Origin of the sequence: Streptomyces sp. NPDC058274 (assembly GCF_042881375.1) — a bacterium.
GTDB lineage: Bacteria > Actinomycetota > Actinomycetes > Streptomycetales > Streptomycetaceae > Streptomyces.
In genome coordinates this window covers 111278-135109 of the sequence record NZ_JBHVXW010000003.1, presented here as the reverse complement: position 1 = coordinate 135109, position 23832 = coordinate 111278, and the positions used below count along the sequence as shown (strand labels likewise).

Sequence of the window (23832 nt, the reverse complement as noted above, 5' to 3'; positions counted from 1 at the left end):
AGTCTGGTGGTCCGCTGGGGAGTTACAGGCGCTCGACGACGGTCGCGATGCCCATGCCGCCGCCGACGCAGAGCGTGGCGAGGCCGTACTGCTTGTCCTGGCGCTCCAGTTCGTCGACAAGGGTGCCCAGGATCATCGCGCCGGTGGCACCAAGCGGGTGGCCCAGTGCGATGGCGCCGCCGTTGACGTTGACCTTGTCCAGGGACAGGCCCATGTCCCGTGCGAAGCGCAGGACGACCGCGGCGAAGGCTTCGTTGATCTCGACGAGGTCGATGTCGTCGATGGTCAGGCCGGCCTTGGCGAGCGCCTTGCGGGTCGCGGGGGCCGGGCCGGTCAGCATGATGGTGGGCTCGGAGCCGGAGACGGCCGCGGAGACGATCCGCGCGCGCGGGGTGAGGCCGTAGCGCTCGCCGACCTCCTTCGAGCCGACGGCGACGAGCGACGCGCCGTCCACGATGCCGGACGAGTTGCCCGCGTGGTGGACGTGGTCGATCGCCTCGATCCAGTGGTACTTCTGCAGCGCCACGGCGTCGAAGCCGCCCAGGTCGCCGATGTCGGCGAACGACGGCTTGAGCTTGCCGAGCGAGTCGGCGGTGGTGCCCGGGCGCAGGTGCTCGTCGTGGTCGAGGACGACCAGGCCGCTGCGGTCCTTCACCGGGACGACGGACCGGTCGAAACGGCCGTCCTTCCAGGCCGCGGCGGCGCGCTCCTGCGAGAGGGCCGCGTACTCGTCGACATCGCGGCGGGTGAAGCCCTCGATGGTGGCGATGAGGTCGGCGCCGATGCCCTGCGGCGCGAAGTTGGTGGCCAGATTGGTCATCGGGTCGGCGAACCAGGCGCCGCCGTCCGAGGCCATCGGCACCCGGGACATCGACTCGACACCGCCCGCGAGCACCAGGTCCTCCCAGCCGGAACGGACCTTCATCGCGGCGAGGTTGACGGCTTCGAGGCCGGACGCACAGAAGCGGTTCTCCTGGACACCGGCGACCGTGTCGGGCAGCCCGGCGGCGATCGCGGCGATCCGGGCGATGTCGGAGCCCTGGTCGCCGACAGGGCCGACGACTCCGAGCACGATGTCGTCGATCGCGGCCGGGTCGAGTCCCGGGAAGCGGCGCTGGATCTCGTGAATGAGACCGACGACCAGGTCGATGGGCTTGGTGCCGTGCAGGGCGCCGTTCGCCTTGCCACGGCCGCGCGGGGTGCGGATCGCGTCGTACACGTACGCTTCGGTGCTCACTGGGAAGCCTTTCGGGAGGGTTGGCCGAGCAGGGAACGGCCGATGATCTCCTTCATGATCTCGGTCGTCCCGCCGTAGATGGTCTGGATGCGTCCGTCGGTGAAGGCCTTGGCGACCCGGTACTCGGTCATGTAGCCGTAGCCCCCGTGCAGTTGGAGACAGCGGTCCGCGACACGCTTCTGCAGCTCGGTGGCCCACCACTTGGCCATCGAGGCGTGTACGGCGTCGAGCTCGCCGTTCGCGTGGTCGACGATGCAGCGGTCGAGGAACGTGCGGGTGACGGCGCACTCGGTCGCCATCTCCGCTATCTCGAAGCGGATGTGCTGGAGCTTGGAAAGGGGCCGTCCGAAGGCCTCGCGCTCCTTCACGTACTGGGTGGTGATCTCCAGCAGGTACTCGGCCGCGGCGATCCCGGCGACGGCGATCCCCATGCGCTCCTGCGCCAGGTTCGTCATCAGGTGCAGGAAGGCGCCGTCGAGCTCGCCGAGGAGGTTCTCCTTGGGCACGCGGACGTCGTGGAAGAACAACTCCGCGGTGTCCTGCGCCTTCTGGCCGATCTTGTCGAGGTTGCGGCCGCGCTCGAAGCCCTCCGTGCCCCGCTCGACGACCAGCAGGGACAGGCCCTTCGCGCCGCCCTCGGGTGCCGTCCTCGCGACGACGATCACGAGGTCGGCGAGGATGCCGTTCGAGATGAAGGTCTTGGAGCCGTTGAGCAGCCAGTGGTCGCCCCGGTCCTCGGCGTGCGTCCTGATGCCCTGCAGGTCGGATCCCGCGCCGGGCTCGGTCATCGCGATCGCCGTGATCAGCGTGCCGTCGCAGAAGCCGGGCAGCCAGCGCCGCTTCTGCTCCTCGGTGGCGAGGCCCGTCAGATAGGGCCCGATGATGTCGTTGTGCAGTCCGACGGCGAGCCCGGAGACTCCCGCGCGCGTGAACTCCTCGGCGAGGACGGCGCTGTAGCGGAAGTCGGCGTTGCCGCCGCCCCCGTACTCCTCCGGCACGGCGAGCCCGAGCAGCCCTTGTTTCCCGGCCGCCCGCCAGGCGTCCCGGGAGACGATGCCGTCCTGCTCCCACTGCTCGTAGTGGGGCAGCACCTCCTTGGCGAGGAAGCTGCGGACGGTCTCACGGAACGCGTCGTGCTCGGCGCTGAAGATCTGCCGCTTCATTGCTCCCCAGCCCCCTAGAGCCAGCTCTTGACGGTCTCGATCAACTTGGCCGGCTCCGGGCCGACAGGCGTCACGTTCAGCATCGTGACGCCCGCCTCCCGGAACGCCTCCACGCGCTCACGGACGTAACTCTCGGGCCCGCAGAGCGACATGAGCTCGCAGAACTCGTCCGGTACGGCGGCCTCGGCCTCCCGCTTCTTCCCGGAGAGGTACAGCTCCTGGATGAGGCGGGCCTCCTTCTCGTAGCCGTACGCCACCGCGAGGTCGTTGTAGAAGTTCTTGCCCGGCGCTCCCATGCCTCCTACGTAGAGGGCGATTCTGGGGCGCGCGAGGTCGCGCAGGGCCGACGCGTCCTCGCCGATGGCGAGCAGCCCGCCCGCCACGGTCTGCAGGGGTCCGAGGGCCGGGTCCCGGCGGGCGGCGCCCTCGGCGAGCGGGGTCCCCCACACCTCGCGGGCCTTCTCCGGGATGTAGAGCGTGGGCAGCCAGCCGTCGGCGACCTCCGCGGTCATACGGACGTTGGCGGGCCCCAACGAGGCTACGTACAGGGGTACTTCGGCGCGCACCGGTTTGGCGAGGATCTTCAGGGGTTTCCCCAGGCCACCAGGGCGGGGCATGTCGGTGATGCCGTGGTGGTCGATGGTCTCGCGGCGCAGGATCCGGCGGGTCAGCTCGATCGCCTCGCGGGTGCGGCCGAGCGGCTTGTCGTACGCCTTTCCGTGCCAGCCCTCGACGACCTGGGGGCCCGACGCGCCGAGTCCGATGAGGGCACGGCCCCCGGAGACGGCATCCAGCCCGGCGGCGGTCTGCGCGATGAGGGCGGGGGTGCGCGAGTAGACGTTGAGGATCGCGGCGCCGATCTTCATGCGCTCGGTGCGGGCGGCGAGATAGCCCATGATCGTGGGCGAGTCGAAGCCGTAGGCCTCGGCGACCCAGACGGCGTCCAGGCCCGCGGACTCCAGGGCGGCGACGTCGTCGGCGGCCTGCCGGGGGTCGCCCGCGTAGTCGAGCGGGAGGGAGAGCTCCATCAGTCGGCGTCCTTCATGAGAGGGGGTACGTCCCAGTCACGGGCCACGTCCGCGGTGTCGGCGCCCGGCTGGGCGGGGCCGCCGCGGACGGAGGTGGGCGTGCGGGAGAAGCGGGGAGCGGGGGCAGGCTGGGTGATGCCGCCGTGATCGGTGAAGGTGCCGCGGGCGGCGAGATGCGGATGGGTGGGGGCCTCGCGCAGCGACAGGACGGGCGCCACGCACGCGTCGGAGCCGTCGAAGACGGCGGTCCACTCCTCGCGTGTACGGGTCCTGAAGCGGGCGGCGACGCTCTCGCGCAGCTCGCCCCAGCGGGTCACGTCCTTGCGGTCCGGCGCCTGGTCCGCGATGCCGAGCAGGTCCACGAACTCGTCGTAGAACTGCTGCTCCAGGGCGCCCACGGCCATGTACTGCCCGTCGGCGGTCTCGTACGTCCCGTAGAACGGGCAGCCGCCGTCCAGCAGGTTGGCGCCTCGCCGGTCCTGCCAGCCGCCGGCGGCCACCATGCCGTGGATCATCGCGGTCAGGTGCGAGGTGCCGTCGACGATGGCCGCGTCCACCACCTGGCCGGCGCCCGTGGCGCGCGCGTGGTGGAGGGCGGCGAGGACGCCGACGACGAGGTAGAGCGAGCCGCCCGCGTAGTCCCCGACGAGGTTCGCGGGGACCGTGGGCGGCTCGTCCGGCTTGCCGATCATGCCGAGGGTGCCGGTCAGCGCGATGTACGCGATGTCGTGCCCGGCGCGGGGGGCGAGCGGGCCGTCCTGCCCCCAGCCGGTCATCCGGCCGTAGACGAGCCCGGGGTTGCGGGCGTGGCAGCTCTCGGGCCCCACGCCGAGGCGCTCGGCGACGCCGGGGCGGTAACCCTCGACGAGGATGTCCGCACGCTCGACCAGGTCGAGGACCCGGGACGCCCCGTCGGGTGCCTTCAGGTCGATGACGACCGAGCGTTTGTTGCGGTTGGTGATGTCGAACCGCGGGTCGATCGCGAGGCCGGCGCCGCCGGGCCGGTCCACGCGGACGACGTCCGCGCCGAGGTCGGCGAGGAGCATGGCGGCGAACGGTCCGGGACCGATGCCCGCCAGCTCGACCACGCGCACTCCGGCCAGCGGGCCGTGTTCTGCCGTTCCTGGCACTGCCATCGAGCCCCCAGCACTGTGACACTACTGATGTGACATCAGCGATGTTAAGAACGTGTTCCACTCCGGGCAAGCCCTGCACGAGCAAGCGCTTAGTTAAATTCCGGCTGACGGATCACGCCGGACCGGGCGAAAACGGGATCGGCCGACCGGTGGGCCGGCGCCGCGACCAGCCTCGTCAGCGGGTGCCCGGCTGCGGTCCCGTCAGCCGGCGTCCAGCTATCGATGCCGAGGTGAGGAGGACGAACACCTTCTTGCCGGCCTTCGCGACGGACTCGCCCCGGGGGAACCTCTCGACGGCGCCCGGCAGACCGAGGGCGAACTCGCGCACCTTCTCCCGCTTTTTCAGGGCGTTCTCCGGCACGGCCACGGCCACCTCCGACCTCCTCGTCCGGCTGTTCGTACCTCACGCTAGCCTCAGCCACCGACAACGGCGCGGGACGGACGGCTGAGAGGTGTCATGACCAGGCAGGGCAAGGCGGATCGCGCGTACGACATCGTCCTCTTCGGAGCCACCGGCTTCGTCGGGACGCTCACCGCGGAGTATCTCGCCGCGCATGCGCCCGAGGGACTGCGCTGGGCGATCGCGGGGCGCAGCACGAAGAAGCTGGAGCTTTTGCGGGAGCGGCTGGCCGGCGCGCCGGCGGCTTCGGAGATCGGTGTGCTGCACGCCGATGTGTCCGACCCGGCGTCACTGCGCGAACTCGCCGGGAACGCGCGCGTGGTGGCTACCACGGTCGGCCCGTACGTCACCTACGGCCAGGAGCTGGTGGCCGCCTGCGCGGACGCCGGTACGGACTATGTGGACCTCACCGGTGAGCCCGAGTTCGTGGACCTGACGTACGTCCGGCACGACGCACGCGCGCGGGAGACCGGCGCCCGGCTCGTGCACGCCTGCGGTTTCGACTCGGTCCCGCACGACCTGGGCGCGTACTTCACCGTGCGTCAGCTGCCCGAGGGGGTACCGCTGACGGTCGACGGATACGTCCGGGCACAGGCGATGTTCTCCGGGGGTACGTTCGCCTCCGCGCTCAACCAGTTCGCCCGGGGCCGGCACATCCTGGCCGCCGCCCGTGACCGCAGGCGGCACGAGCCGCGCCAGGTGGGCCGGCGGGCCTCCGCGCCGCCGAGCGCGCCGCGGTTCGCCAAGGAGGTCGGGGCGTGGGCCCTGCCGCTGCCCACGATCGACCCGCAGGTCGTGCAGCGTTCCGCGCGGGCCCTGGAGCGGTACGGGCCCGACTTCCGCTACCGGCACTACGCGGCGGTCGAGCATCTGCCGGTCGCCGTGGGCTCGGTCGCCGCGATCGGCGCGGTCTTCGCGGCGGCCCAGCTGCCGCCCGCGCGGCGCTGGCTGTCCGACCGGATCAAGCCGGGAGAGGGCCCGAGCGAGGAGCGGCGCGCGAAGAGCTGGTTCTCGGTGCGGTTCGTCGGCGAGGGCGGCGGGCGTCGCGTGTTCACGGAGGTCTCGGGCGGCGACCCGGGCTACGGCGAGACCGCGAAGATACTCGCCGAGTCGGCGCTCTCGCTCGCCTTCGACGCGCTGCCGGAGACGTCCGGGCAGGTCACGACGGTGGTGGCGATGGGTGACGCGCTGACGGAACGTCTCCGCGCGGCGGGCATCGTGTTCCGGGTCGCGGCCACGCGCTGACACCGCCACGGCCGGAGCCGCTCGCCACGCGGCGCCCGGCCCCCGGCCCCCGGCCACGCGCTGACGCCGCCCGGCCGGGGCCGCCCGTCACTCGCCGCCCCGCCAGGGTTTCCCGGACGAGGGCGGCATCCCTCAGGAAGCCGTCTCCTTCAGGGCCCGCCGGCACAGGGAGTCCGCTCGCCGTGTCGATTCGGGGAGCCGGTATTCCGGAGTGAGCGCGAGGGTGTGCGCGCAGGCGGTGTCGAGGCTCACCCGGTGGCCGACGGAGACGAACACCGGCTTGGTGCCGTCCCGGGTACGCAGCGCACGGCCGACCTCCTCGTCGCCCGCGAGCAGCGGGGACGCGCTGCCGCGCCGGGCGCCCGGGTCGTCGTACGAGAAGGTGAACGGGTTCTTGGCGACGCCGATCGTGGGGAGCCCGGTGAGCACGCCGAGGTGGCTGGCGAGGCCGAACCGGCGGGGGTGGGCCAGGCCGTAGCCGTCGCAGACGACGAGGCCGGGCGCGCAGGGCAGGGCGTCGAGCGCGGCGAGGACCGTCGGGATCTCACGGAAGGCGAGGAGCCCGGGAACGTACGGGAAGGAGACCTGGCCGACGGCGGTGGCCTCGGCGACCACGTCGAGGGTCGCCGCGTCCAGCACCACGGCCGCGGCCACCACCACGTCCCGGTCGTCGTCGTAGGCGACGTCGACGCCGGTCACCCGGCCGCTCCCGGGCGGCGGTCCCGGCTCCTCGCGCACCACCCGCCCCCGCAACTCGTCCTGCACGGCGCGCGCTTGCTCTTCGGTGGCGGGCCAGCCCGCCGGGATGCCTACGGTCGTCATGGTGGTGACGAGCGTACGGGGCAGGCCCTTGGGGACGGTCGGCGAGATCCCCCCGCGCGAGGCGGCCCCTGGGCGCCGGCCGGAAAGGTCACCTGCCACGGCGGGAGAATCCCCCGTGACGGCGGTGTCGTCCTCGCCGTCACGGGGGACCGCGCCCGCGCCGGACGGACCGACGGGGGCGCCACGTCTCCGAGCGCGCGGCTACTTGCCCAGTGCGCGCTGCAGTTGCTGCTTGTTCATGTCCGAGCGGCCCTGGATGTTGCGCCGCTTGGCCTCCTCGTAGAGCTGGTCGTAAGTCGGTCCCTGGGAGCCCTGGTGGGAGCGCTGACCGCCGCGCTTGCCGGACGACATGTCCTTGGTGGAGGTGCGGCTCGCGGTCTTCGACTCACCGGAGCGGGCGCGTTCCTTGTTCACGGTGCGCGCGGCGATCTCCTCGGCGCGCCCCTTGCTCTCCCCGCGGTCCTGCGCGCTCTCCTTGATGTGCTCGTACTGGCGTTCCCGCTTGGGACTCGAGCCACGAGGCATGACGGCTCACTTCCTTTCGTCACGTGGGACGGGTACCGCCCTCGTCATCCGGGCGGGTACCCCGTGCCCACGCAAACACGACCACCGACCTGCCGCACGGCGAGCGACGGGTCAGCGCTCCAGGCGGGCCACCCGGCCCTTTTCGCCGGCGGCCCAGCAGCCGAAGTCGGCCGCGCAGTCCACGGTGTCGTACGAGCCGGTGTCGACGGTGCGCCAGGTGCGGCCGCCGTCGGTGGTCAGGTCGGTGCCGGTGGGGCCGACCGCGAGGGCGGTGGAGCGGCTGTGCGGGAGCCAGGTCACACCGGAGCGGTAGGCGGGCGGAGGCTCGGCGGACGGGGTCCAGGTGCGGCCGCCGTCGCGGGTGACCGCCGCGGCCCGGGGCGACGCCTGGTCGGCCCGGTAGTCGCCGCCGACCGCGAGGCCGTGGGTGCGGTCCCGGAAGGCGACGGCGAACACGCCGCGCGCCGGATCACCGGCCGGGATCGGCGACTCGGCGGCCTGCCAGGTCAGCCCGCGGTCGCCGGAGTGCAGCACACGCGCGCGTGCACCCCCGCCGGTCGCCAGCCACACGTCGTGCGACCCCGAGGCCACCAGGCACTGCCCACTGGCGGCGAAGCCCGCCTCGCCCTCCTGCGCCGCCGGCATGCCCTCGTTCGGCAGCTCCTTCCAGGAACGGCCGCCGTCACTGGTCGACAGGATGCGGAACTTGCCGTCGACCGGGTCGCTCATCGCCAGGCCGTGGCGCGGGTCGAAGAAGGTGAGGCAGTCGTAGAAGGCCTTCGGGTCGGTGTTGCGGAAGGACTCGGTCCAGATCGCTCCGCCGTCCTCGGTGCGAAAGACCCGGGACGTCTCGCCCTCTCCGATGGCCAGGACCACGGCACGGCGTGCGTCGAACGCCTCGATGTCGCGGAACTCCAGGTCGGCCGCGTCCGGCGGCGAGACGTTTCGCCAGCGCGCACCCCCGTCGGTGGTGCGCAGGACGGTGCCCTTGGATCCGGCCACCCAGGCCGTGTCCCGGCCGACCGCCGACAGTCCGCGGAAGCGGATGTCCGTGCCGCTGTCCTTGAGCTGCCAGTGCGGCCGGGGCCGCTCCGCGCGGTCCGCCGCCGCGGGTGCGCTCGCCGCGGCGGCCAGCGCCGCCACGCACAGTCCCACGGTGACCATCCGACTCGTACGTCTCGACTTCCCCAAGCCCTTCATGGCGGGCGAAGCTAGCCCACTCCCCCGGTCCCGTCCAGATGGCGTTCGGCGGGAACCCCTGGGCCACGACAAGTGTCCTTCCGGGTGTCCGGAGACGACGCGATGAGAAATGGATCACCTCACCGTATGAACTCGGTGACAGAGGTCACTAGAACCTCATGTGCACGGATTGACTCATTCCATCGTCTCTTCAAGTGCCAGGTCTCATCCACCCGGAGTCCGTCCAGTCGTCACAGTCAAGTCGTCACAAGGGAGCAAGGCGTTGTCCATCGTCATCGAGCAGCCCGTAGAGGCCCGCCTCGTCGCCGCCGCGCCGCGGATGCCGAGCATTCCCGCCAAGCTCCATTACGACCGGAGCGATCCGTTCGCCGTGCGCATGACTTTCCCCGCCCCGTCGACGCTCGAGGGCGTGGAGGTCTGCTGGACCTTCGCGCGCGAGCTCCTCGTGACGGGTATGGACCAGGAGGAGGGCCACGGCGACGTACGCGTGCGCCCGTACGGCTACGACCGCACCGTGCTGGAGTTCCACGCCCCCGAGGGCACCGCCGTGGTGCACATCCGGTCGGGCGAGCTGCGCGCCTTCCTGGAGCGTACGACGGAGCTGGTGCCCCTCGGTCTCGAACATCTCCAGCTCGACCTGGACCACGACCTCGCGGAGCTGATGCGGGAAGCCTGATCAGTCCGGCGCAGTCGATCCCCTCGGCCGACGCATCGCAGGTCCCCGCGCGCAGCAGCTCCCGCGCCGCGCGGCGGATAACGGCGCCCGCCTGTCCGGCACCCGTGCCCGCGCGCGCCTGTCCGGCACCCGTGCCCGCGCGGCAGGAGCCTCAACCGCCCGAGGACGCCCCCGCGGACGACGCCGCCGTGACCGCGACGATCATCGCCGTCCGGACCTCCTGGATGACCTTCTTCAGCGCCGGAGCCGCCGCACCACTGCGCTCCGTCAGCTCCTCGATGCGGTCCTTGTACTGCTTGCGCTCCTTGCCCGACACGAAGGTGCGCAGCTCGGCCGCGGCGGCCAGCGCGACCAGCGCCGCGTCACGGTCGCCGACCGCGGAGACGGGCAGCGGTCCCTCAAGCACCTGCCGTGCCTCCTCGCGCAGCGCCTCCACCACCGGCACCCGCGCCAGGACGTAGTCCACGGACGGGAAGACCCCGAACACCCGCTTCTTCTCGGCGCGCAGATATCCGTCGGCCGCCAGTTGCGCGCGGACGGCGTCGAGGGTGACCCGGGCCCGCAGCGTCACCCATGTCTTCCACTTGCGCGGCCGGGATTCCGCGACGAGTTCCAGCAGCCCGTCCAGGACGAGGTCGCCGGTGGCGCCGTCGGCATCGGCCGGTGTGGTGATGCCGTCCACGTCCTTGAGCAGGCCCCGCTGAGCCAGTTCCGTGAGCGCGCCGGCGCGGACCAGATGGTGCACGTGGGTACCGCCGGTGAGCTTGAGTTTCGTGGTGTCCCACGCCAGCAGATAGAGGCGGGCGGGCAGCGAGAGCGAGCCGTCGGGCAAGGGGTCTCCTTCACGTGTCGGGGGCGCAGCCCACCGTAGGCGGTCGGGGCACTTCCCGCGTCGTCCCGGGCGTCCGTGCCCGCGTTGTTCCGGTCCGCGTCCCGCATCAATTCCGTTGACAGCCCCGGCGCCCCTTCCTACGGTGTACAGCGGTCCTGTTGTCGTCGATTGGAGAAGGACGTTGCTCGTCTGAGGTCTTGAGACACCGCGTCACACGCAGCCGGCTTTGCCTGGCCTCCGTGTGCGCAGCGTGCGACCTCGGCATACGAGCCGTCCTCCCGGCGCGGGGCATTTCTTGTACCCCGCTTCCGGACCGTCGTCACCTCGCGGTGTTCTCCACGCGTTCCCCCCGACCGCTCCGGCAACTGCGAGGTCTCATGTCTACTTCTCCCACTTCCATCACCTGTACGTCCCTGTCCTTCGCCTGGCCCGACGGCACCACCGTCTTCGACGGCCTCCAGGCCGCCTTCGGCCCCGGCAGGACCGGTCTGGTGGGCGTCAACGGCTCAGGAAAGTCAACCCTGTTGAAGCTGATCGCCGGCCGGCTCACCCCGTCCGACGGCACCGTCCGGGTCGCGGGCGAGGTCGGTCATCTGCCGCAGAACGTCACGCTCGACACCGCTCTGCGGGTCGACGAGGCACTCGGCATCGCCGCCACCCGGGCCGCGCTGCACGCCATCGAGGCGGGCGACGTCTCCGAGGAGCACTTCACGGCCGTCGGCGACGACTGGGACGTGGAGGAACGCGCCGAGGCGATGCTCGGCGAACTCGGACTCGGCCACATCGGCCTCGACCGCACCATCGGCGAGGTCTCGGGAGGCGAGTCGGTGCTGCTGCGGCTGGCCGCACTGCTGCTGCGCCGGCCCGACGTACTCCTCCTGGACGAGCCCACCAACAATCTCGACCTGTACGCCCGTCAGCGGCTGTACGCGGCCGTGGAGGCCTGGTCGGGAGTGATGGTCGTGGTCAGCCACGACCGTGAACTCCTCGATCTGGTCGACCAGATCGCCGATCTGCGCTCCGGAGAGGTCACCTGGTACGGCGGCAACTTCTCGGCGTACGAGGAGGCGCTGGCCGGCGAACAGGAGGCGGCGGAGCGGATGATGCGCGTCGCCGAGGCCGACCTGAAGAAACAGAAACGCGAACTGGTCGACGCGCAGGTCAAGTTGGCCCGCCGCAAGAGGTACGGCCAGAAGATGTGGGACCAGAAGCGGGAACCGAAGATCGTCATGGGGGCACGCAAGCGCGCGGCGCAGGAGTCCGCGGGCAAGCACCGCATCCTGCACGAGGAGCGGCTCGCCGGGGCGAAGGAGCGTCTCGACGAGGCGGCCCTCGCCGTACGGGACGAGGACGAGATCCGGGTCGACCTGCCGCACACGGCCGTACCGCCGGGCCGCACCGTACTCGCCCTGGAGGAGCTGGAGTTGAGGTACGGCGCGCGCGTGAAGGGGTCGTTCGAGCTGCGCGGGCCCGAGCGGGTCGCGCTGATCGGGCGCAACGGCGCGGGCAAGACCACGCTGCTGCGGACGATCGCCGCCGAGCTGGAGCCCGTGTCGGGCGAGGCACGGGCCCAGGTGCCGCTGCGCTTCCTGCCGCAACGGCTCGACGTCCTCGACGACGGGCTGACCGTCGTCGAGAACGTGGCCCGCTTCGCGCCCGCGGCCACCAACAACCGGATCCGGGCGCGGCTGGCCCGCTTCCTGTTCAAGGGCGCCCGGGCCGACCAGCTCGCGGCCACGCTCTCCGGCGGCGAACGCTTCCGGGCCGCGCTCGCGGCGCTGATGCTGGCGGAGCCCGCACCGCAACTCCTGATGCTGGACGAGCCCACGAACAACCTCGACATGGCGAGCGTCCGGCAGCTCACCTCGGCCCTGGAGTCGTACGAGGGCGCACTGATCGTGGCCAGCCACGACATGCCGTTCCTGGAGTCGATCGGCATCACGCGCGGGCTGCTGATGGAGGGAGGAGAACTGAAGGAAATCACGACAGAAGCTGTCGGGTACCCCGATTAGCTTCGACGGTATGCACTCGTTCATCACCCTTGACGGAGCCCGGGAGAACAACCTCAAGGACGTCAGATGACGGCCGATCAGGCGCTGGGCTTCTTCACGGATGACGGCGTACGACGGCGGCTGCGCGCCCTGCGGGACGTGGGGCTCACGTATCTGAAGCTCGGTCAGCCCCTGTCGGCGCTCTCCGGCGGAGAGCGCCGACGCATCAAGCTCGCGACGCGGCCGCACCGCACGGGCGCGGTGTACGTGCTCGACGAGCCGACCACCGGACTGCACATGTCCGACGTCGACGGACTGCTCGCGCTGCCGGACCGGCTGGTGGACGCCGGCAACACGGTGGTGGTCGTCGAGCACAACGCGGCCGTCGTCGCGCACCCGGACTGGATCATCGACCTGGGGCCCGAAGCAGGCAGGGACGGCGGCCGGGTGATCTTCGAAGGGCCGCCGGCGGAGCTGCTCGCGGTACGCGACTCGTATACGGCGGAGCATCTGCGCCGGGCCCTGGCCTGACCTCCACCGGAGCCCGGCCCCGGCACCGCGAGGGCCCTGCCGCGGCCCCTGCGGGCGGAGGCCCGGAACCTCGGGGGGTCTTTTGTCCGCGCGGGTCTGCCTGCATGATGTGCGCCGAGACACCCTGCCGATTCGGAGACCCGCACGTGCCCAGCAAGAAGGCCCTCGTCCGCCGCCCCAGCCCGCGCCTCGCGGAGGGGCTGGTGACGCACATCGAGCGCACGGAGGTCGACGCCGGCCGGGCGGTGGAGCAGTGGGAGGCGTACGGGGAGGCCCTGCGCACGCACGGCTGGGAGACCATCGAGGTGGACCCGGCCGACGACTGCCCGGACTCGGTGTTCGTCGAGGACGCGGTGGTCGTCTTCCGCAACGTCGCGTTGATCGCGCGCCCGGGAGCCGAGGCCCGGCGCGCCGAGACCGCAGGCGTGGAGGAGGCCGTGGCCCGCCTCGGCTGCTCCGTGAACTGGGTCTGGGAGCCCGGCACCCTCGACGGCGGTGACATCCTCAAGATCGGCGACACGATCTACGTCGGACGCGGCGGCCGGACCAACGCCGCCGGCGTCCAGCAGCTGCGGGCGGCCTTCGAGCCGCTCGGCGCCCGGGTCGTCCCCGTCCCCGTGAGCAAGGTGCTGCACCTGAAGTCCGCGGTCACCGCGCTGCCCGACGGCACGGTCCTCGGTCACATCCCCCAGGTGGACACCCCGTCGCTGTTTCCGCGCTTCCTGCCCGTACCGGAGGAGTCGGGCGCGCACGTGGTGCTCCTCGGCGGCGAAAAGCTGCTGATGGCCGCGAGCGCGCCGAAGACGGCCGAGCTGCTCTCCGACCTCGGCCATGAGCCCGTGCTCGTCGACATCAGCGAGTTCGAGAAACTGGAGGGCTGTGTGACATGCCTCTCGGTACGGCTGCGGGAGCTGCACGTCTGAACAGGCCGCGGGGGCGCCCGTCCGGCCGTTGGACCTGCGCGTCCTGGTGTGGACGGCCGCTTCAGGGGAACCCCGCAGATCAGCGGCCTTTACGGCCCCCTTAACCTACGGTCTCGTAACCTACGGATACGTAGCCTACGATGCCGTAGGTTCACCCCCGCTCTCCGCTCGCACGTCCCCCTGGAGCCCCCGTGACCATCACTTCTCCCCATCTCGGCAGCCCGTCCACTGTCTGGACCGACGCTCGACTGCTGTATGCGCTGGAAGAAGTGGTCGAGACCGAACTCAACCGCCACCTGAAGGTGGCGAAGGACTGGATGCCGCACGAGTACGTGCCGTGGTCGGACGCCCGGAACTTCCCCGGCCTCTTCGAGGACGGCGAGGCCTGGGACAAGGAGCAGTCCAAGGTTACCGAACTCGGCCGGATCGCCCTGGTCGTCAACCTCCTCACCGAGGACAACCTCCCCAGCTACCACCACGAGATCGCCTCACTCTTCGGCCGCGACGGCGCCTGGGGCACCTGGGTGCACCGCTGGACCGCCGAGGAGGGCCGGCACGGCATCGTGATGCGCGACTATCTGCTCGCCTCGCGCGCCGTGGACCCGGACAAGCTGGAAGCCTTCCGCATGCAGCACATGAGCGAGGGCTTCGAGTCGGACAACCGGCACTCGATGCTGCACTCCGTCGCGTACGTCGCCTTCCAGGAGCTGGCCACCCGCGTCTCGCACCGCAACACGGGCCACCAGTCGGGCGACCCGGTCTGCGACCGCATGCTGGCGCGCATCGCGACCGACGAGAACCTGCACATGGTCTTCTACCGCAACCTGCTGAAGGCCGCGTTCGAGCTGGCCCCCGACCTGACGATGCAGTCCGTCCGCGACGTCGTCGTCAACTTCCGGATGCCCGGTCACGGCATGCCCGGCTTCGAGCGGGCCGCCGCGCAGATGGCCATCGGCGAGGTCTACAACATGCGGATCCACCACGACGACGTGCTGCAGCCGGTGCTGCGCCACCTCAAGGTCCTGGAGATCGACGGCCTGGGCCCCGAGGGTCTCAAGGCCCAGGAGGAGCTCGGCCTCTACATGGGCGGCCTGAACTCGGAGGCCTCGAAGTTCGACGAGAAGCTCGCGGCCCGCAAGGCCCGGATGGCCGCCCGCGCGGCCGGCTGACCTTCCCCGGGCCCGGCACCGGGCCTCCCTGCCTCACTCATGCGCCGTCTCCCGGTCGAGTGCCACGTCCCGTACGTCGGCCACCGGGTGGCGGCGCAGTGCTCTCCGGTCCGCTCCCGCACGCGCGGGGACGCTCACGCCTGGAGACGCGGGTCGCTCATTCCTGGAGGCGCCGGAGGCTGAGCCGCTCCTTCTCGGAGAGGCCGCCCCAGACCCCGAAGCGCTCATCGTTGTTCAGCGCGTACTCGAGGCAGGCGGGGCGCATCTCGCACATCCCGCAGATGCGCTTCGCCTCGCGCACCGAGCTGCCCGGCTCGGGAAAGAAGAACTCGGCACCGGTCTGCGCGCACAGCGCCTGCTCCTGCCAGGCGATGTCGGCCTCGATGATCGTGTTGATGTGCATGGCGAGATCGTGCCGGGCAGCGAAAAACGTTCGATCAATGCCGGATCAACGCGGCCGTTCACGGGCCTCCGGCGGGCCCTTGATGATGGTTCCGGGCAGACTCCCTATGCACGGCGGCGCGCTGAACCGGCGGGCGGTTGCGCGGGTGGTGCGGTTCCGTATGACGTGATCCGTATGACGCCGTATGACGGGATCCCGTGCGAGGTGATCCCGTGCGAGGTGATCCGTGTGTCGTGAAGGGGCGCGCCTGCGGATTGCGCCGACGGCTCGCGCGCCTCCCTGAAGGGTCACTGCACGTATCCGGGGCGTTGTGCCGGTGTGCGGTAGCGCGTCGGGAGCCATTGTCGGTGAGCGGTGCAAGACTCGGCAGTGCAGGCAAGGCAACGGGACCCCTCGAAGGAGCACATCATGCTCACCACCCGTTTTGTCACCGGCGCCCCGAACTGGATCGACGTCGGCACACCCGACATCGACGGCGCCACGTCCTTCTACGGCGCACTCTTCGGCTGGCAGTTCCAGTCGGCGGGCCCGGACTCGGGCGGCTACGGATTCTTCCAGCTGGACGGGAAGACCGCGGCCGGCGGCATGCAGACGACTCCGGAGCAGGGTCCGCCCTCCTGGACGGTGTACTTCCAGAGCCCGGACGCGGAGGCCACGGCCAAGGCCGTCGAGCACGCCGGGGGCACGGTCCTGATGCAGCCCATGGACGTGATGGGCGAGGGCCACATGGCGATCCTCGCCGACAAGGCGGGAGTGCCGTTCGGCGTCTGGCAGCCGGCCCGGCTGAAGGGCCTGGACGTCGCCGGTGACCCCGGCTCGCTCTGCTGGACGGAGCTCTACACCCCGGACATCGCCGCGGCCGCCGCGTTCTACCACTCCGTGTTCGGCTGGGACACCTCGGGCGTGGCGTTCCCGGGCGGCACCTACACCTGCATCAACCCGGCCGACGCGGGCGACGAGGGCATGTTCGGCGGCCTGGTCCCGCTGGCCGACGACCCGACGGAGTCCGAGTCCGGGGCGTACTGGCTGCCGTACTTCGAGGTCGGCGACACGGACGCCGTCCTCAGCAGGGCCCAGGAACTGGGCGGCACGGTGCGGATGCCCGCCACGGACGCGGAGGGCGTCGGCCGCGTGGCCAAGCTCGCCGACCCGTACGGGGCGCGGTTCGCGGTGATCAAGAGCGCGCCGCACGGCTGACGCGCCGCGGCAGGGCCGGCCCTTCGCAGCAGCCTCGCGTCGAAGGCGAGCGGGCCCGCCTCGCCGCAACGGATCCAGCCTCGTGGCTTCCGCGGCTTCGCCGCCTCGGTCCGAGGGCCCCCTCCCGCCGGCACCGCGTCGCTGCTACGCCGAAGCCCGCCGCACCAGCGTCGTCGGCAGGACCACGCTCGACGGGGCGCCGCCCAGGCCGCCTCCCTTGCCGTTGCGCCGGTCGAGACCCTGGATCAGCAGCCGGGCCATCAACCGGCCTATCTCCTCTATGTCCTGGCGCACCGTGGTGAGCGGTGGGTCGGTCTGCTCGGCGACCGGCAGCATGTCGTCGAAGCCGATCACGGCGACGTCCTCCGGTACCCGCCGCCCCCGCTCGCGCAGGACCCGCAGGGCGCCCGCGGCCGTCAGGTCGTTGGCTGCGAACACCGCGTCCACGTCCGGGCAGCGGTCCAGGAGTTCGCGCATCGCGCGCTCACCGCCACCGGGCGTGAAGTCGCTCTCCACGATCAGGCGTGGGTCGGCGTCGACCATGACGTCCCGGAAGCCGTCGAGCCGGTCCACCGCCGAGGTCTGGTCGAGGGCGCCGGCGATGTGCGCGATCCGCGTCCGCCCGAGCTCCACCAGATGACGTACGGCCTCGCGCGCCCCGCCCCGGTTGTCCACGTCCACGTAGACCGGGGATCCGGCGCCGCGCGACCCGTCCCCCCAGCCGGGCCGCCCGCCGAACACGGTGGGCACGCCCGCGCCGTGGATCAGCTCGGGCAGCGGGTCGTCGAGGTGCAGCGAGAAGACGAGCGCGCCGTCGACGTGACCGCCGGCGAGATAGCGCCCGACGCGGGCGTGGTCGTCGCGCCCCTCGGTCAGCAACAGCACGAGCTGGGTGTCGTGCAGCGTCAACTCCTTGCTGATTCCCCGGAGTTGCAGGGCGAAGAAGGGGTCGGCGAAGACCCGGGTCTCCGGTTCCGCGATCACGACCGCGACCGCGTCATGACGTCGGGTGACCAGGCTGCGCGCGGCCTGGTTGGGGACGTACCCGAGCTCCTCGACGGCTCGTCTGACCCGCTCGACGAGGGGTTCTCGTACGCCGTCCCCGCCGTTGACGACGCGTGACGCGGTGGCCCGGGACACTCCGGCCCGGGCGGCCACTGCCTCCAGCGTGGGGCGCGACTCTGTCGTCGGCTCGGTCACCTCAGGGCTCCTCCTCGGCGGTTGCCGATCAGGATAGCCGCGCCGCCCGCACGCCGTGAGAGCGCTCCCCCGGCCCCGTCACCCCGCGATCCTGTCCGGCTGATTCCGCCGTGGCCGCGGGGGCCTGCCCCTCGGAGCCGACCTGATCCGCCGGACCACCCCCAGGATGCGTCCGCAAAGTCCCGTCTGCCCCGCGAGGCCTGGCACGCCTAGTGCTCGTGCGGCTCGTACCCCGGGATCGTCCCGTCCGTCTTCTTCACCAGGAACAGGCCGACCATCCCCATGTCGGAATGGCTCTGCACATGGCAGTGGTACATCCATGCCCCGGCCCCCACACCCTCCCCGGCGATGACCTGGAAGCCGAAGGAGTCCGCGGGGCCCACGATCTTGTTGTCGATGACCTGGCTGGGGTCGTCGGGGCCGGTCAGCAGGCCCGTGCGGTTGTCGGCCCAGCGATGCCCGTGCAGATGGAACGTGTGGTAGTACTCGCCGTGGGTGATCATCACGATCTCGACCCGGTCGCCCACCGTGGCCTCGAAGTCGGGCCCCGAGTGGGCGGGTTTGTTGTTGATCGTCATGTCGTTGAAGACGATCGTGTGGGTCCTGTCCGGCAGGATGTCGCCCTTGCGGCGGACGATCACGGGACCGTAGAGGCCCTTCCGGATGCCGCCCGTGCCGTGCTCGGTGCCGACGACGTGGTCGTGGTAGTGCCAGTAGCCCGCGCTGCCCGCGCGCCAGGTACCGTCCGCGCGCCGGCCGGGCGCATGGGTGCGCCAGGTGTACGTGCGGGTGCCGCCGGGCTCGACGTCGCTCCGGTTCAACTTTGTTCCGTCGCTGGAGATCTCGTAGTCCAGGCCGTGGACGTGCAGGCTGGCGGCCACGTCCAGCGTGTTCTCGAACTCGATGTGCAGCGTGTCGCCCTCGTTGAGTTCGATCAGCGGCCCCGGGATCGACGCCTTGCCCTTCTCCAGGCCGTACCCCAGCTGTCCGTCGGCGAGCTTCTCGGCGTACAGCTTGATGTGGCGTACCTCGCCGCCGGCCGGGGCCGTCCGCACCGGTCCGCCGGCGCTCACCGCCTGCTGCGCCGACGACAACGATGTCGCACCCGCCGCGACCGCCGCCCCACCCAGCAGCATCCGCCGATTGAAGCCGCGTCGGTCCATGCCGAACTCCCCACCCTGGTACGGAATTTACGGAGATGAACCTGTGAGACGGTAGCGGCCCTCTCTCCGTTTATCCACACTCAGGACAAAGTTCGTTCCATTCCGGTGATACCTATTGGCGCGCCGCGAAAAGAGGTCTAGCTTCCTTGGCGCTGTAGCTGTGACCGACGAGGGGTGGATGACCACATGCGGTTCACATCGCACCAAGAGCCGTCAGTCTCAAGAGGTTTGAGCGCGAGGAGACGCCGAAGGCAGCACCGCGCCTGGGCGGCCGTCCTGGCCGCCGGAGCCGTCACCGCCGGGGTGCTCTCCGGACCCGCCGCGAGCGCCCGCCCGGCTCCGGATCCGGCGCTGACAACGATGTCCATCACCTCGCCGCCGGGCGGCGCCGACGTACGGGTGCTGGTCTTCTACGGTTCGGCGGCGGCCGGCGACGAATCGCCCGTTGTCAACGCCGGGATCGAGGCGATCGAGAAGATCGGCCTGTCGGGGCCGGCGGCGGAGCGGTTCGCTGTCGAGGCGACCGGCGACGCCTCGGTGTTCACCCGGGAGGCCGAGCTGAGCCGGTACAACGCCGTGGTCTTCCTGACGGGTGGCGGCGACGTCCTCGACCCGGAGCAGGAGGCCGGGCTGGAGGCGTACATGGAGGCGGGCGGCGGTTTCGTCGGCGTCCATGACGCGGCCCGCGCCGAACCGTACTCGGACTGGTTCACCGGCCTCATCGGCGCCCGCCCGGCGAGCGGCGGCCCAACCGGCGTGCAGCGGGCGACCGTTGAGGTCGGCGACCGCCGGCATCCCGCGACCAAGGACCTCCCCGTCCAGTGGAAGCGCTCCGACCAGTGGTTCAACTGGGTGAAGAACCCGTCCGGCGACGTGCACACCGTGGCCCGGGTGCGCGAGTCGACGTATCAGCCGGGCGCGGGCAAGAACGGCTGGGACCACCCGGTGAGCTGGTGCCGCGACTACGACGGCGGCCGCTCCTTCTACACCGGCATGGGCGGCACCGTCTCCTCGTACGACGAGACCGACTTCCGGAGCCATCTGCGCGGCGCCCTGCTCTGGACCACCCGGCTCGCGCAGGCCGACTGCAAGGCCACCATCAACGGCAACTACAAGGCGGAGCGCCTGACGCAGGCCAACCAGCCGGGCCAGAACGACCAGATCGGTGAGCCGCACGGCCTGGTGACCGCGCCCGACGGAAGGGTGTTCTACATCGGCCGCGGTGGCGCCGACTCGAGCCAACCCGTGATCACCGACTGGAACAACCCCGACATCGGCAAGGGCCGGGGCGAGATCCACGTCTACGACCCGAAGACCAAGAAGGTCACCCTGGCGGGCGCGCTCACCGTGTTCGGCAACAAGGGCGGCGGCGACGAGCTGACCAAGGTCGAGGAGGGACTGCTCGGCATCGAGCTGGATCCGCAGTTCGAGCGGAACGGCTGGGTGTATCTGCACTACACCCCGCACTCCGAGATCAACCGCGACACGCGGATGGCTCAGCGCCGGGTCTCTCGCTTCACCTTCGATCCGGGGACCGGCAAGCTCGACCTGGGCAGCGAGAAGGTGCTGCTCAAGTGGCCGGTGCAGATCCACAGTTGCTGCCACGCGGGCGGCGGCCTTGCCTGGGACTCCAAGGGCAACCTCTACATCGCGACCGGCGACAACAACTCCAGCCAGTTCAGCGACGGTTACTCGGGCAACAATCCGCAGCCCAACTACAAGGGTGTCTCGTTCGCCGACGCACGCCGCACCGCGGGCAACACCAACAACCTCAACGGCAAGATCCTGCGCATCCACCCGGAACCGGACGGCACGTACACCCTGCCGGCAGGCAATCTGTTCACGGGCGAGGAGACCGCCGAGGGCGGTGGCAAGACCCGCGGCGAGATCTACGTGATGGGTGTCCGCAACCCCGCCCGCATCTCCGTCGACAAGGCGACCGACACCCTGTACGCGGGATGGGTCGGACCGGACGCACCGGCGCCGTCGACCACCTGGGGCCCCGCCAAGTACGACACGTTCGCGGTCATCACCAAGGCGAGCAACCGTGGTTGGCCGTACTGCATGGGCAACAAGCAGCCCTACCGGGACCGCAATCTGCCGGACCCGACGAAGCCGCTCGGCTGGTACGACTGCGACCACCCCAAGAACGAGTCCCCGAACAACGACGGCCTGGTCAACCTGCCGCCGGTCACCGGGAACAACATCTGGTACTCGCCCCAGGGCGGTGCCCCGGACTACCCCCGCGACGCGGCCGGGGTCCCCTCGTACAAGCAGGAGGAGGCCACCTATCTGCTGCCGTGGCTCAAGGGCGGCGGCCAGGCGGCGATGGACGGACCGGTCTACCGCTACGACGCGTCGGTCACGAGTGCGACGAAGTGGCCCGCCTACTGGGACGGCAAGTGGTTCGTCGGCGACTTCTACGACTCCGACCAGCCGCGCAACGCCGTGCTCACCGACCCGAGGACGGCCGGTGACGGCGGACTCCCGGTCCACTCGGAGTCCCTGAAGAAGATCGTTCCGATCGGCAACGACGGCATCAAGAACCTCATGGACTGGAAGTTCGGTCCGGACGGCGCGCTGTACGTCCTCGACTACGGACGCGGCTTCTTCACCTCGGACGCCAAGTCGGCGCTGTGGAAGGTCACTTACACGGGCGGCGGGCCGACCCCGGCCGCCGATCAGCTGGCCCGGAAGGCGGAGTGATGGGCATACGAAGGCGAAGAGCCGTACAGCTGTGGACGGCCCTGCTGGCGTCCCTCCTGATGGTGCTCGGACTGACGTCGACGTCCGCGTTCGGGCGAACGGACAACGCACCCGCCCCCGCGGCCACCGCCCAGGTGCTGACCTGGACGGGCAACGACAACACCACCAAGTACGCGTCCGTACCCCAGACCGCGGTCGCGGGCCCGACGACGATCGTCTTCGAGAACAGCGCGGCGACCGGCAACACCACCGGAATGCCGCACACGTTGACCTTCGACGTCTCCGATCCGGAGTACAACAACGACGTCCCGCTCAACATCCTGGCCAATCCCTTCGACGACCAGGGCGGCCGGCACACGGCCGAGGTCACGCTGACGCCCGGCCGCTACCGCTACTTCTGCACGATGCCGGGCCATGAGCAGATGCAGGGCATCCTCGTGGTGACGGACGGCGGAGGGCAGGACACGACCGCTCCCGAGACGTCCGCGGCGGTGAGCGGGACGCGGAACTCCCAGGGCGCGTACGTGGGTTCGGCGACCGTGGCCGTCACCGCGAGCGACGCGGGTTCCGGCGTCGACCGGGTCGAGTACGCGATCGGGGACACGGGCGCCTGGCAGCCGTACACCACGCCCGTCGTCGTCGACCAGGTCGGCTCCCACGTGGTCCGCTACCGGGCGGTCGACAAGGCGGGCAACACGGCGGCCGAGAAACGAGCCGAGTTCACCGTGGTGGCGCCGCCGACGGACGACACGACACCGCCGGAGACCTCGGCGACGGTCAGCGGGGAGCGCAATCCCGACGGGACGTACGTCGACATGGCGACCGTCACCGTCTCCGCCTCTGACACGGGTTCCGGTGTCAACACGATCGAGTACGCGGTCGATTCGGGGGCCTGGCAGCCGTACACCGCACCGGTGATGGTGCACGCGCTCGGTGCGCACACCGTGAAGTACCGCGCGACCGACAAGGCGGGGAACACGGCGGCCGAGAAGAGCGTCGAGTTCACCGTGGCCGCGCCGCCCGCCTCCGACACGACAGCCCCGGTGACGGGCGCGACCGTCGACGGCACGAAGAACTCCGACGGCGCGTATGTGAAGAGCGCCAAGGTGACCGTCAGCGCGACGGACGAGGGCGGTTCGGGAGTCGCCGCGATCGAGTACTCACTGGACGCCGGGCCCTATCTGGCCTACACGGCACCGGTGGTGGTCGACCGCGTGGGCGCGCACACCGTGGCCTACCGGGCGAGCGACAAGGCCGGCAACACGTCCGCGTCGCGCACCGTGAGCTTCACGGTCGCGGCCGGCGGCGGTGTTCCGGCGCCCAACTGCCCCGAGTACGACGAGCGGTTGACGGTGATCGTCGGCACGGTGGACTCGGGTGTGCCGAACCGTGTCACCAACAGCCGGTGCCGGGTGAACGAGTTGATCGAGGACGAGAAGGAGTGGACGTCGCAGGCGCTGTTCCTCAAGCACGTGACGACGGTCCTCGACAAGCTCCTCAAGGAAGGGGTCGTCGACCAGCGCGAGTACGACGCGGTCAACGAGGCGGCGCAGCGGTCCGGGATCGGCAAGCCGGGCCAGACCACCGGCTACCGCACGATCTTCGACGGCTCCGCCGCGTCCCTGGCCAAGTGGGAGCAGGTGGGCGGCGGTTCGTTCGGACTGAACGCCGACGGGTCGATCACGTCGGGCACCGCCAAGGGCGGTCTCGGCATGCTGTGGTACCCGCAGCGCAAGTACGGCGACTTCTCGCTGAAGCTCCAGTGGCGTGACGACGCTCCGGGCACCGGCAACGCCAACTCCGGTGTGTTCGTGCGGTTCCCGTGGGTCCACGACCACCCCCAGGAGTCGCGTCCGGAGTGGGTCGCCATCGAGTACGGGCACGAGGTGCAGGTGTTCGACCGGCCCGACGGCGACATGTACAAGACGGGTTCGGTGTACGGCTTCGACCGGGTGGGACTCGCCGGTGCGGGTATCACCCAGAAGGGCACCTGGAACGACTACGAGATCCGCGTGGTCGACCAGCACTACTCGGTGTACCGCAACGGTGTGCTCATCAACGAGTTCGACAACATCGGCGGCCAGGACTTCTACCCGCCGCGCTCGGACGACCCGGGCACGGACGGGCGGCGGTTCGCCTCCGGCTATGTCGGCCTTCAGGTGCACAGCACGACGGATGTGATCTCGTACCGCGACATCCGGATCAAGGAGCTGTGAGCCGCTCCGTCTGAACCGCCGTCAGTGGCGTGCGGTATGCCGAGAACCAGCGGCAGCCGCACGCCACCC

Annotated in this window: 20 protein-coding genes and 2 pseudogenes; 10 read left to right on the top strand and 12 right to left on the bottom strand. The window is 70.8% G+C overall.

Going from position 1 to position 23832, the window contains the following annotated elements:
- Positions 1 to 22 precede the first annotated feature (22 nt).
- From ACFVYF_RS07870 to ACFVYF_RS07850, 5 genes and pseudogenes are all read right to left on the bottom strand, one after another.
- Positions 23 to 1237, bottom strand: coding sequence for an acetyl-CoA C-acetyltransferase (locus ACFVYF_RS07870; RefSeq protein WP_389452469.1), 1215 nt, complete (start codon positions 1235 to 1237; stop codon positions 23 to 25).
- Complete coding sequence (locus tag ACFVYF_RS07865; RefSeq protein WP_389452466.1) at positions 1234 to 2400, bottom strand: acyl-CoA dehydrogenase family protein; 1167 nt, start codon at positions 2398 to 2400, stop codon at positions 1234 to 1236. The genes ACFVYF_RS07870 and ACFVYF_RS07865 overlap by 4 nt, the downstream gene beginning before the upstream one ends.
- Positions 2401 to 2414: 14 nt before the next feature.
- Positions 2415 to 3428 carry an LLM class F420-dependent oxidoreductase gene (locus ACFVYF_RS07860; RefSeq protein ID WP_389452463.1) on the bottom strand — a complete coding sequence of 338 codons (1014 nt, stop codon included), beginning with the start codon at positions 3426 to 3428 and terminating at the stop codon, positions 2415 to 2417.
- Positions 3428 to 4564, bottom strand: coding sequence for a CaiB/BaiF CoA transferase family protein (locus tag ACFVYF_RS07855; protein ID WP_389452460.1), 1137 nt, complete (start codon positions 4562 to 4564; stop codon positions 3428 to 3430). The genes ACFVYF_RS07860 and ACFVYF_RS07855 overlap by 1 nt, the downstream gene beginning before the upstream one ends.
- Before the next feature lie 232 nt (positions 4565 to 4796).
- Positions 4797 to 4931, bottom strand: a pseudogene (locus ACFVYF_RS07850) (MmcQ/YjbR family DNA-binding protein); the annotation flags it as partial.
- Positions 4932 to 5021: 90 nt separating this feature from the next.
- Between ACFVYF_RS07850 and ACFVYF_RS07845 the strand changes: the two are divergent.
- Positions 5022 to 6209 carry a saccharopine dehydrogenase family protein gene (locus tag ACFVYF_RS07845; RefSeq protein ID WP_389452458.1) on the top strand — a complete coding sequence of 396 codons (1188 nt, stop codon included), beginning with the start codon at positions 5022 to 5024 and terminating at the stop codon, positions 6207 to 6209.
- Between the two features lie 132 nt (positions 6210 to 6341).
- Here ACFVYF_RS07845 and ACFVYF_RS07840 read toward each other — a convergent pair whose 3' ends face one another.
- From ACFVYF_RS07840 to ACFVYF_RS07830, 3 genes are all read right to left on the bottom strand, one after another.
- Positions 6342 to 7031 carry an endonuclease V gene (locus ACFVYF_RS07840; RefSeq protein ID WP_389452456.1) on the bottom strand — a complete coding sequence of 230 codons (690 nt, stop codon included), beginning with the start codon at positions 7029 to 7031 and terminating at the stop codon, positions 6342 to 6344.
- Positions 7032 to 7232: 201 nt separating this feature from the next.
- Positions 7233 to 7556 carry a plasmid stabilization protein gene (locus tag ACFVYF_RS07835; protein ID WP_389452453.1) on the bottom strand — a complete coding sequence of 108 codons (324 nt, stop codon included), beginning with the start codon at positions 7554 to 7556 and terminating at the stop codon, positions 7233 to 7235.
- Positions 7557 to 7667: 111 nt separating this feature from the next.
- The gene (locus ACFVYF_RS07830; RefSeq protein ID WP_389452451.1) at positions 7668 to 8756 is read right to left on the bottom strand and encodes a WD40/YVTN/BNR-like repeat-containing protein; all 1089 of its coding nucleotides are present in this window, start codon (positions 8754 to 8756) and stop codon (positions 7668 to 7670) included.
- Positions 8757 to 9018: 262 nt separating this feature from the next.
- Here ACFVYF_RS07830 and ACFVYF_RS07825 point away from each other — a divergent pair, with 262 nt between their 5' ends.
- A complete protein-coding gene (locus ACFVYF_RS07825; protein WP_389452449.1) occupies positions 9019 to 9432 on the top strand; it encodes an SsgA family sporulation/cell division regulator in 414 nt (137 codons plus the stop codon).
- Positions 9433 to 9583: 151 nt separating this feature from the next.
- Here the strand turns inward: ACFVYF_RS07825 and ACFVYF_RS07820 are convergent, their stop codons facing one another.
- Positions 9584 to 10264 (bottom strand): GPP34 family phosphoprotein, encoded by a 681-nt coding sequence (locus ACFVYF_RS07820; protein ID WP_389452446.1) that lies wholly within the window; start codon positions 10262 to 10264, stop codon positions 9584 to 9586.
- Between the two features lie 377 nt (positions 10265 to 10641).
- On the opposite strand from ACFVYF_RS07820, the gene ACFVYF_RS07815 reads away from it, so the two are divergent.
- The 4 genes and pseudogenes from ACFVYF_RS07815 to ACFVYF_RS07800 all read left to right on the top strand — a co-directional run bounded on the left by ACFVYF_RS07815 (position 10642) and on the right by ACFVYF_RS07800 (position 14878).
- Entirely contained in the window at positions 10642 to 12276 is a 1635-nt protein-coding gene (locus ACFVYF_RS07815) for an ABC-F family ATP-binding cassette domain-containing protein (RefSeq protein WP_389452443.1), read from the top strand.
- Positions 12277 to 12342: 66 nt separating this feature from the next.
- Positions 12343 to 12786, top strand: a pseudogene (locus ACFVYF_RS07810) (excinuclease ABC subunit UvrA); the annotation flags it as partial.
- Positions 12787 to 12932: 146 nt separating this feature from the next.
- Positions 12933 to 13709, top strand: a complete 777-nt coding sequence (ddaH, locus tag ACFVYF_RS07805; protein WP_389452440.1) for a dimethylargininase — start codon at positions 12933 to 12935, stop codon at positions 13707 to 13709.
- Positions 13710 to 13900: 191 nt separating this feature from the next.
- Entirely contained in the window at positions 13901 to 14878 is a 978-nt protein-coding gene (locus ACFVYF_RS07800) for an acyl-ACP desaturase (RefSeq protein WP_389452437.1), read from the top strand.
- Between the two features lie 157 nt (positions 14879 to 15035).
- Here the strand turns inward: ACFVYF_RS07800 and ACFVYF_RS07795 are convergent, their stop codons facing one another.
- Positions 15036 to 15281 carry a WhiB family transcriptional regulator gene (locus tag ACFVYF_RS07795; RefSeq protein ID WP_389452435.1) on the bottom strand — a complete coding sequence of 82 codons (246 nt, stop codon included), beginning with the start codon at positions 15279 to 15281 and terminating at the stop codon, positions 15036 to 15038.
- Here ACFVYF_RS07795 and ACFVYF_RS07790 point away from each other — a divergent pair.
- On the top strand, positions 15276 to 15518 hold the full coding sequence (locus ACFVYF_RS07790; RefSeq protein ID WP_389452432.1) for a hypothetical protein: 243 nt from the start codon (positions 15276 to 15278) through the stop codon (positions 15516 to 15518). The genes ACFVYF_RS07795 and ACFVYF_RS07790 overlap by 6 nt on opposite strands.
- A 171-nt stretch (positions 15519 to 15689) precedes the next feature.
- Positions 15690 to 16478 carry a VOC family protein gene (locus ACFVYF_RS07785; protein ID WP_389452429.1) on the top strand — a complete coding sequence of 263 codons (789 nt, stop codon included), beginning with the start codon at positions 15690 to 15692 and terminating at the stop codon, positions 16476 to 16478.
- Between the two features lie 144 nt (positions 16479 to 16622).
- On the opposite strand, the gene ACFVYF_RS07780 is transcribed toward ACFVYF_RS07785, so the two are convergent.
- Both ACFVYF_RS07780 and ACFVYF_RS07775 read right to left on the bottom strand, forming a co-directional pair.
- Entirely contained in the window at positions 16623 to 17678 is a 1056-nt protein-coding gene (locus ACFVYF_RS07780; RefSeq protein ID WP_389452426.1) for a LacI family DNA-binding transcriptional regulator, read from the bottom strand.
- A 209-nt stretch (positions 17679 to 17887) separates the two neighbouring features.
- The gene (locus ACFVYF_RS07775) at positions 17888 to 18841 is read right to left on the bottom strand and encodes a multicopper oxidase domain-containing protein (RefSeq protein WP_389452423.1); all 954 of its coding nucleotides are present in this window, start codon (positions 18839 to 18841) and stop codon (positions 17888 to 17890) included.
- Positions 18842 to 19027: 186 nt separating this feature from the next.
- Here ACFVYF_RS07775 and ACFVYF_RS07770 point away from each other — a divergent pair, with 186 nt between their 5' ends.
- On the top strand, positions 19028 to 21547 hold the full coding sequence (locus ACFVYF_RS07770; RefSeq protein ID WP_389452420.1) for a ThuA domain-containing protein: 2520 nt from the start codon (positions 19028 to 19030) through the stop codon (positions 21545 to 21547).
- Entirely contained in the window at positions 21547 to 23763 is a 2217-nt protein-coding gene (locus ACFVYF_RS07765; RefSeq protein ID WP_389452418.1) for an OmpL47-type beta-barrel domain-containing protein, read from the top strand. Before ACFVYF_RS07770 ends, ACFVYF_RS07765 begins: the two co-directional genes overlap by 1 nt.
- The last annotated feature ends 69 nt before the right edge of the window (positions 23764 to 23832 follow it).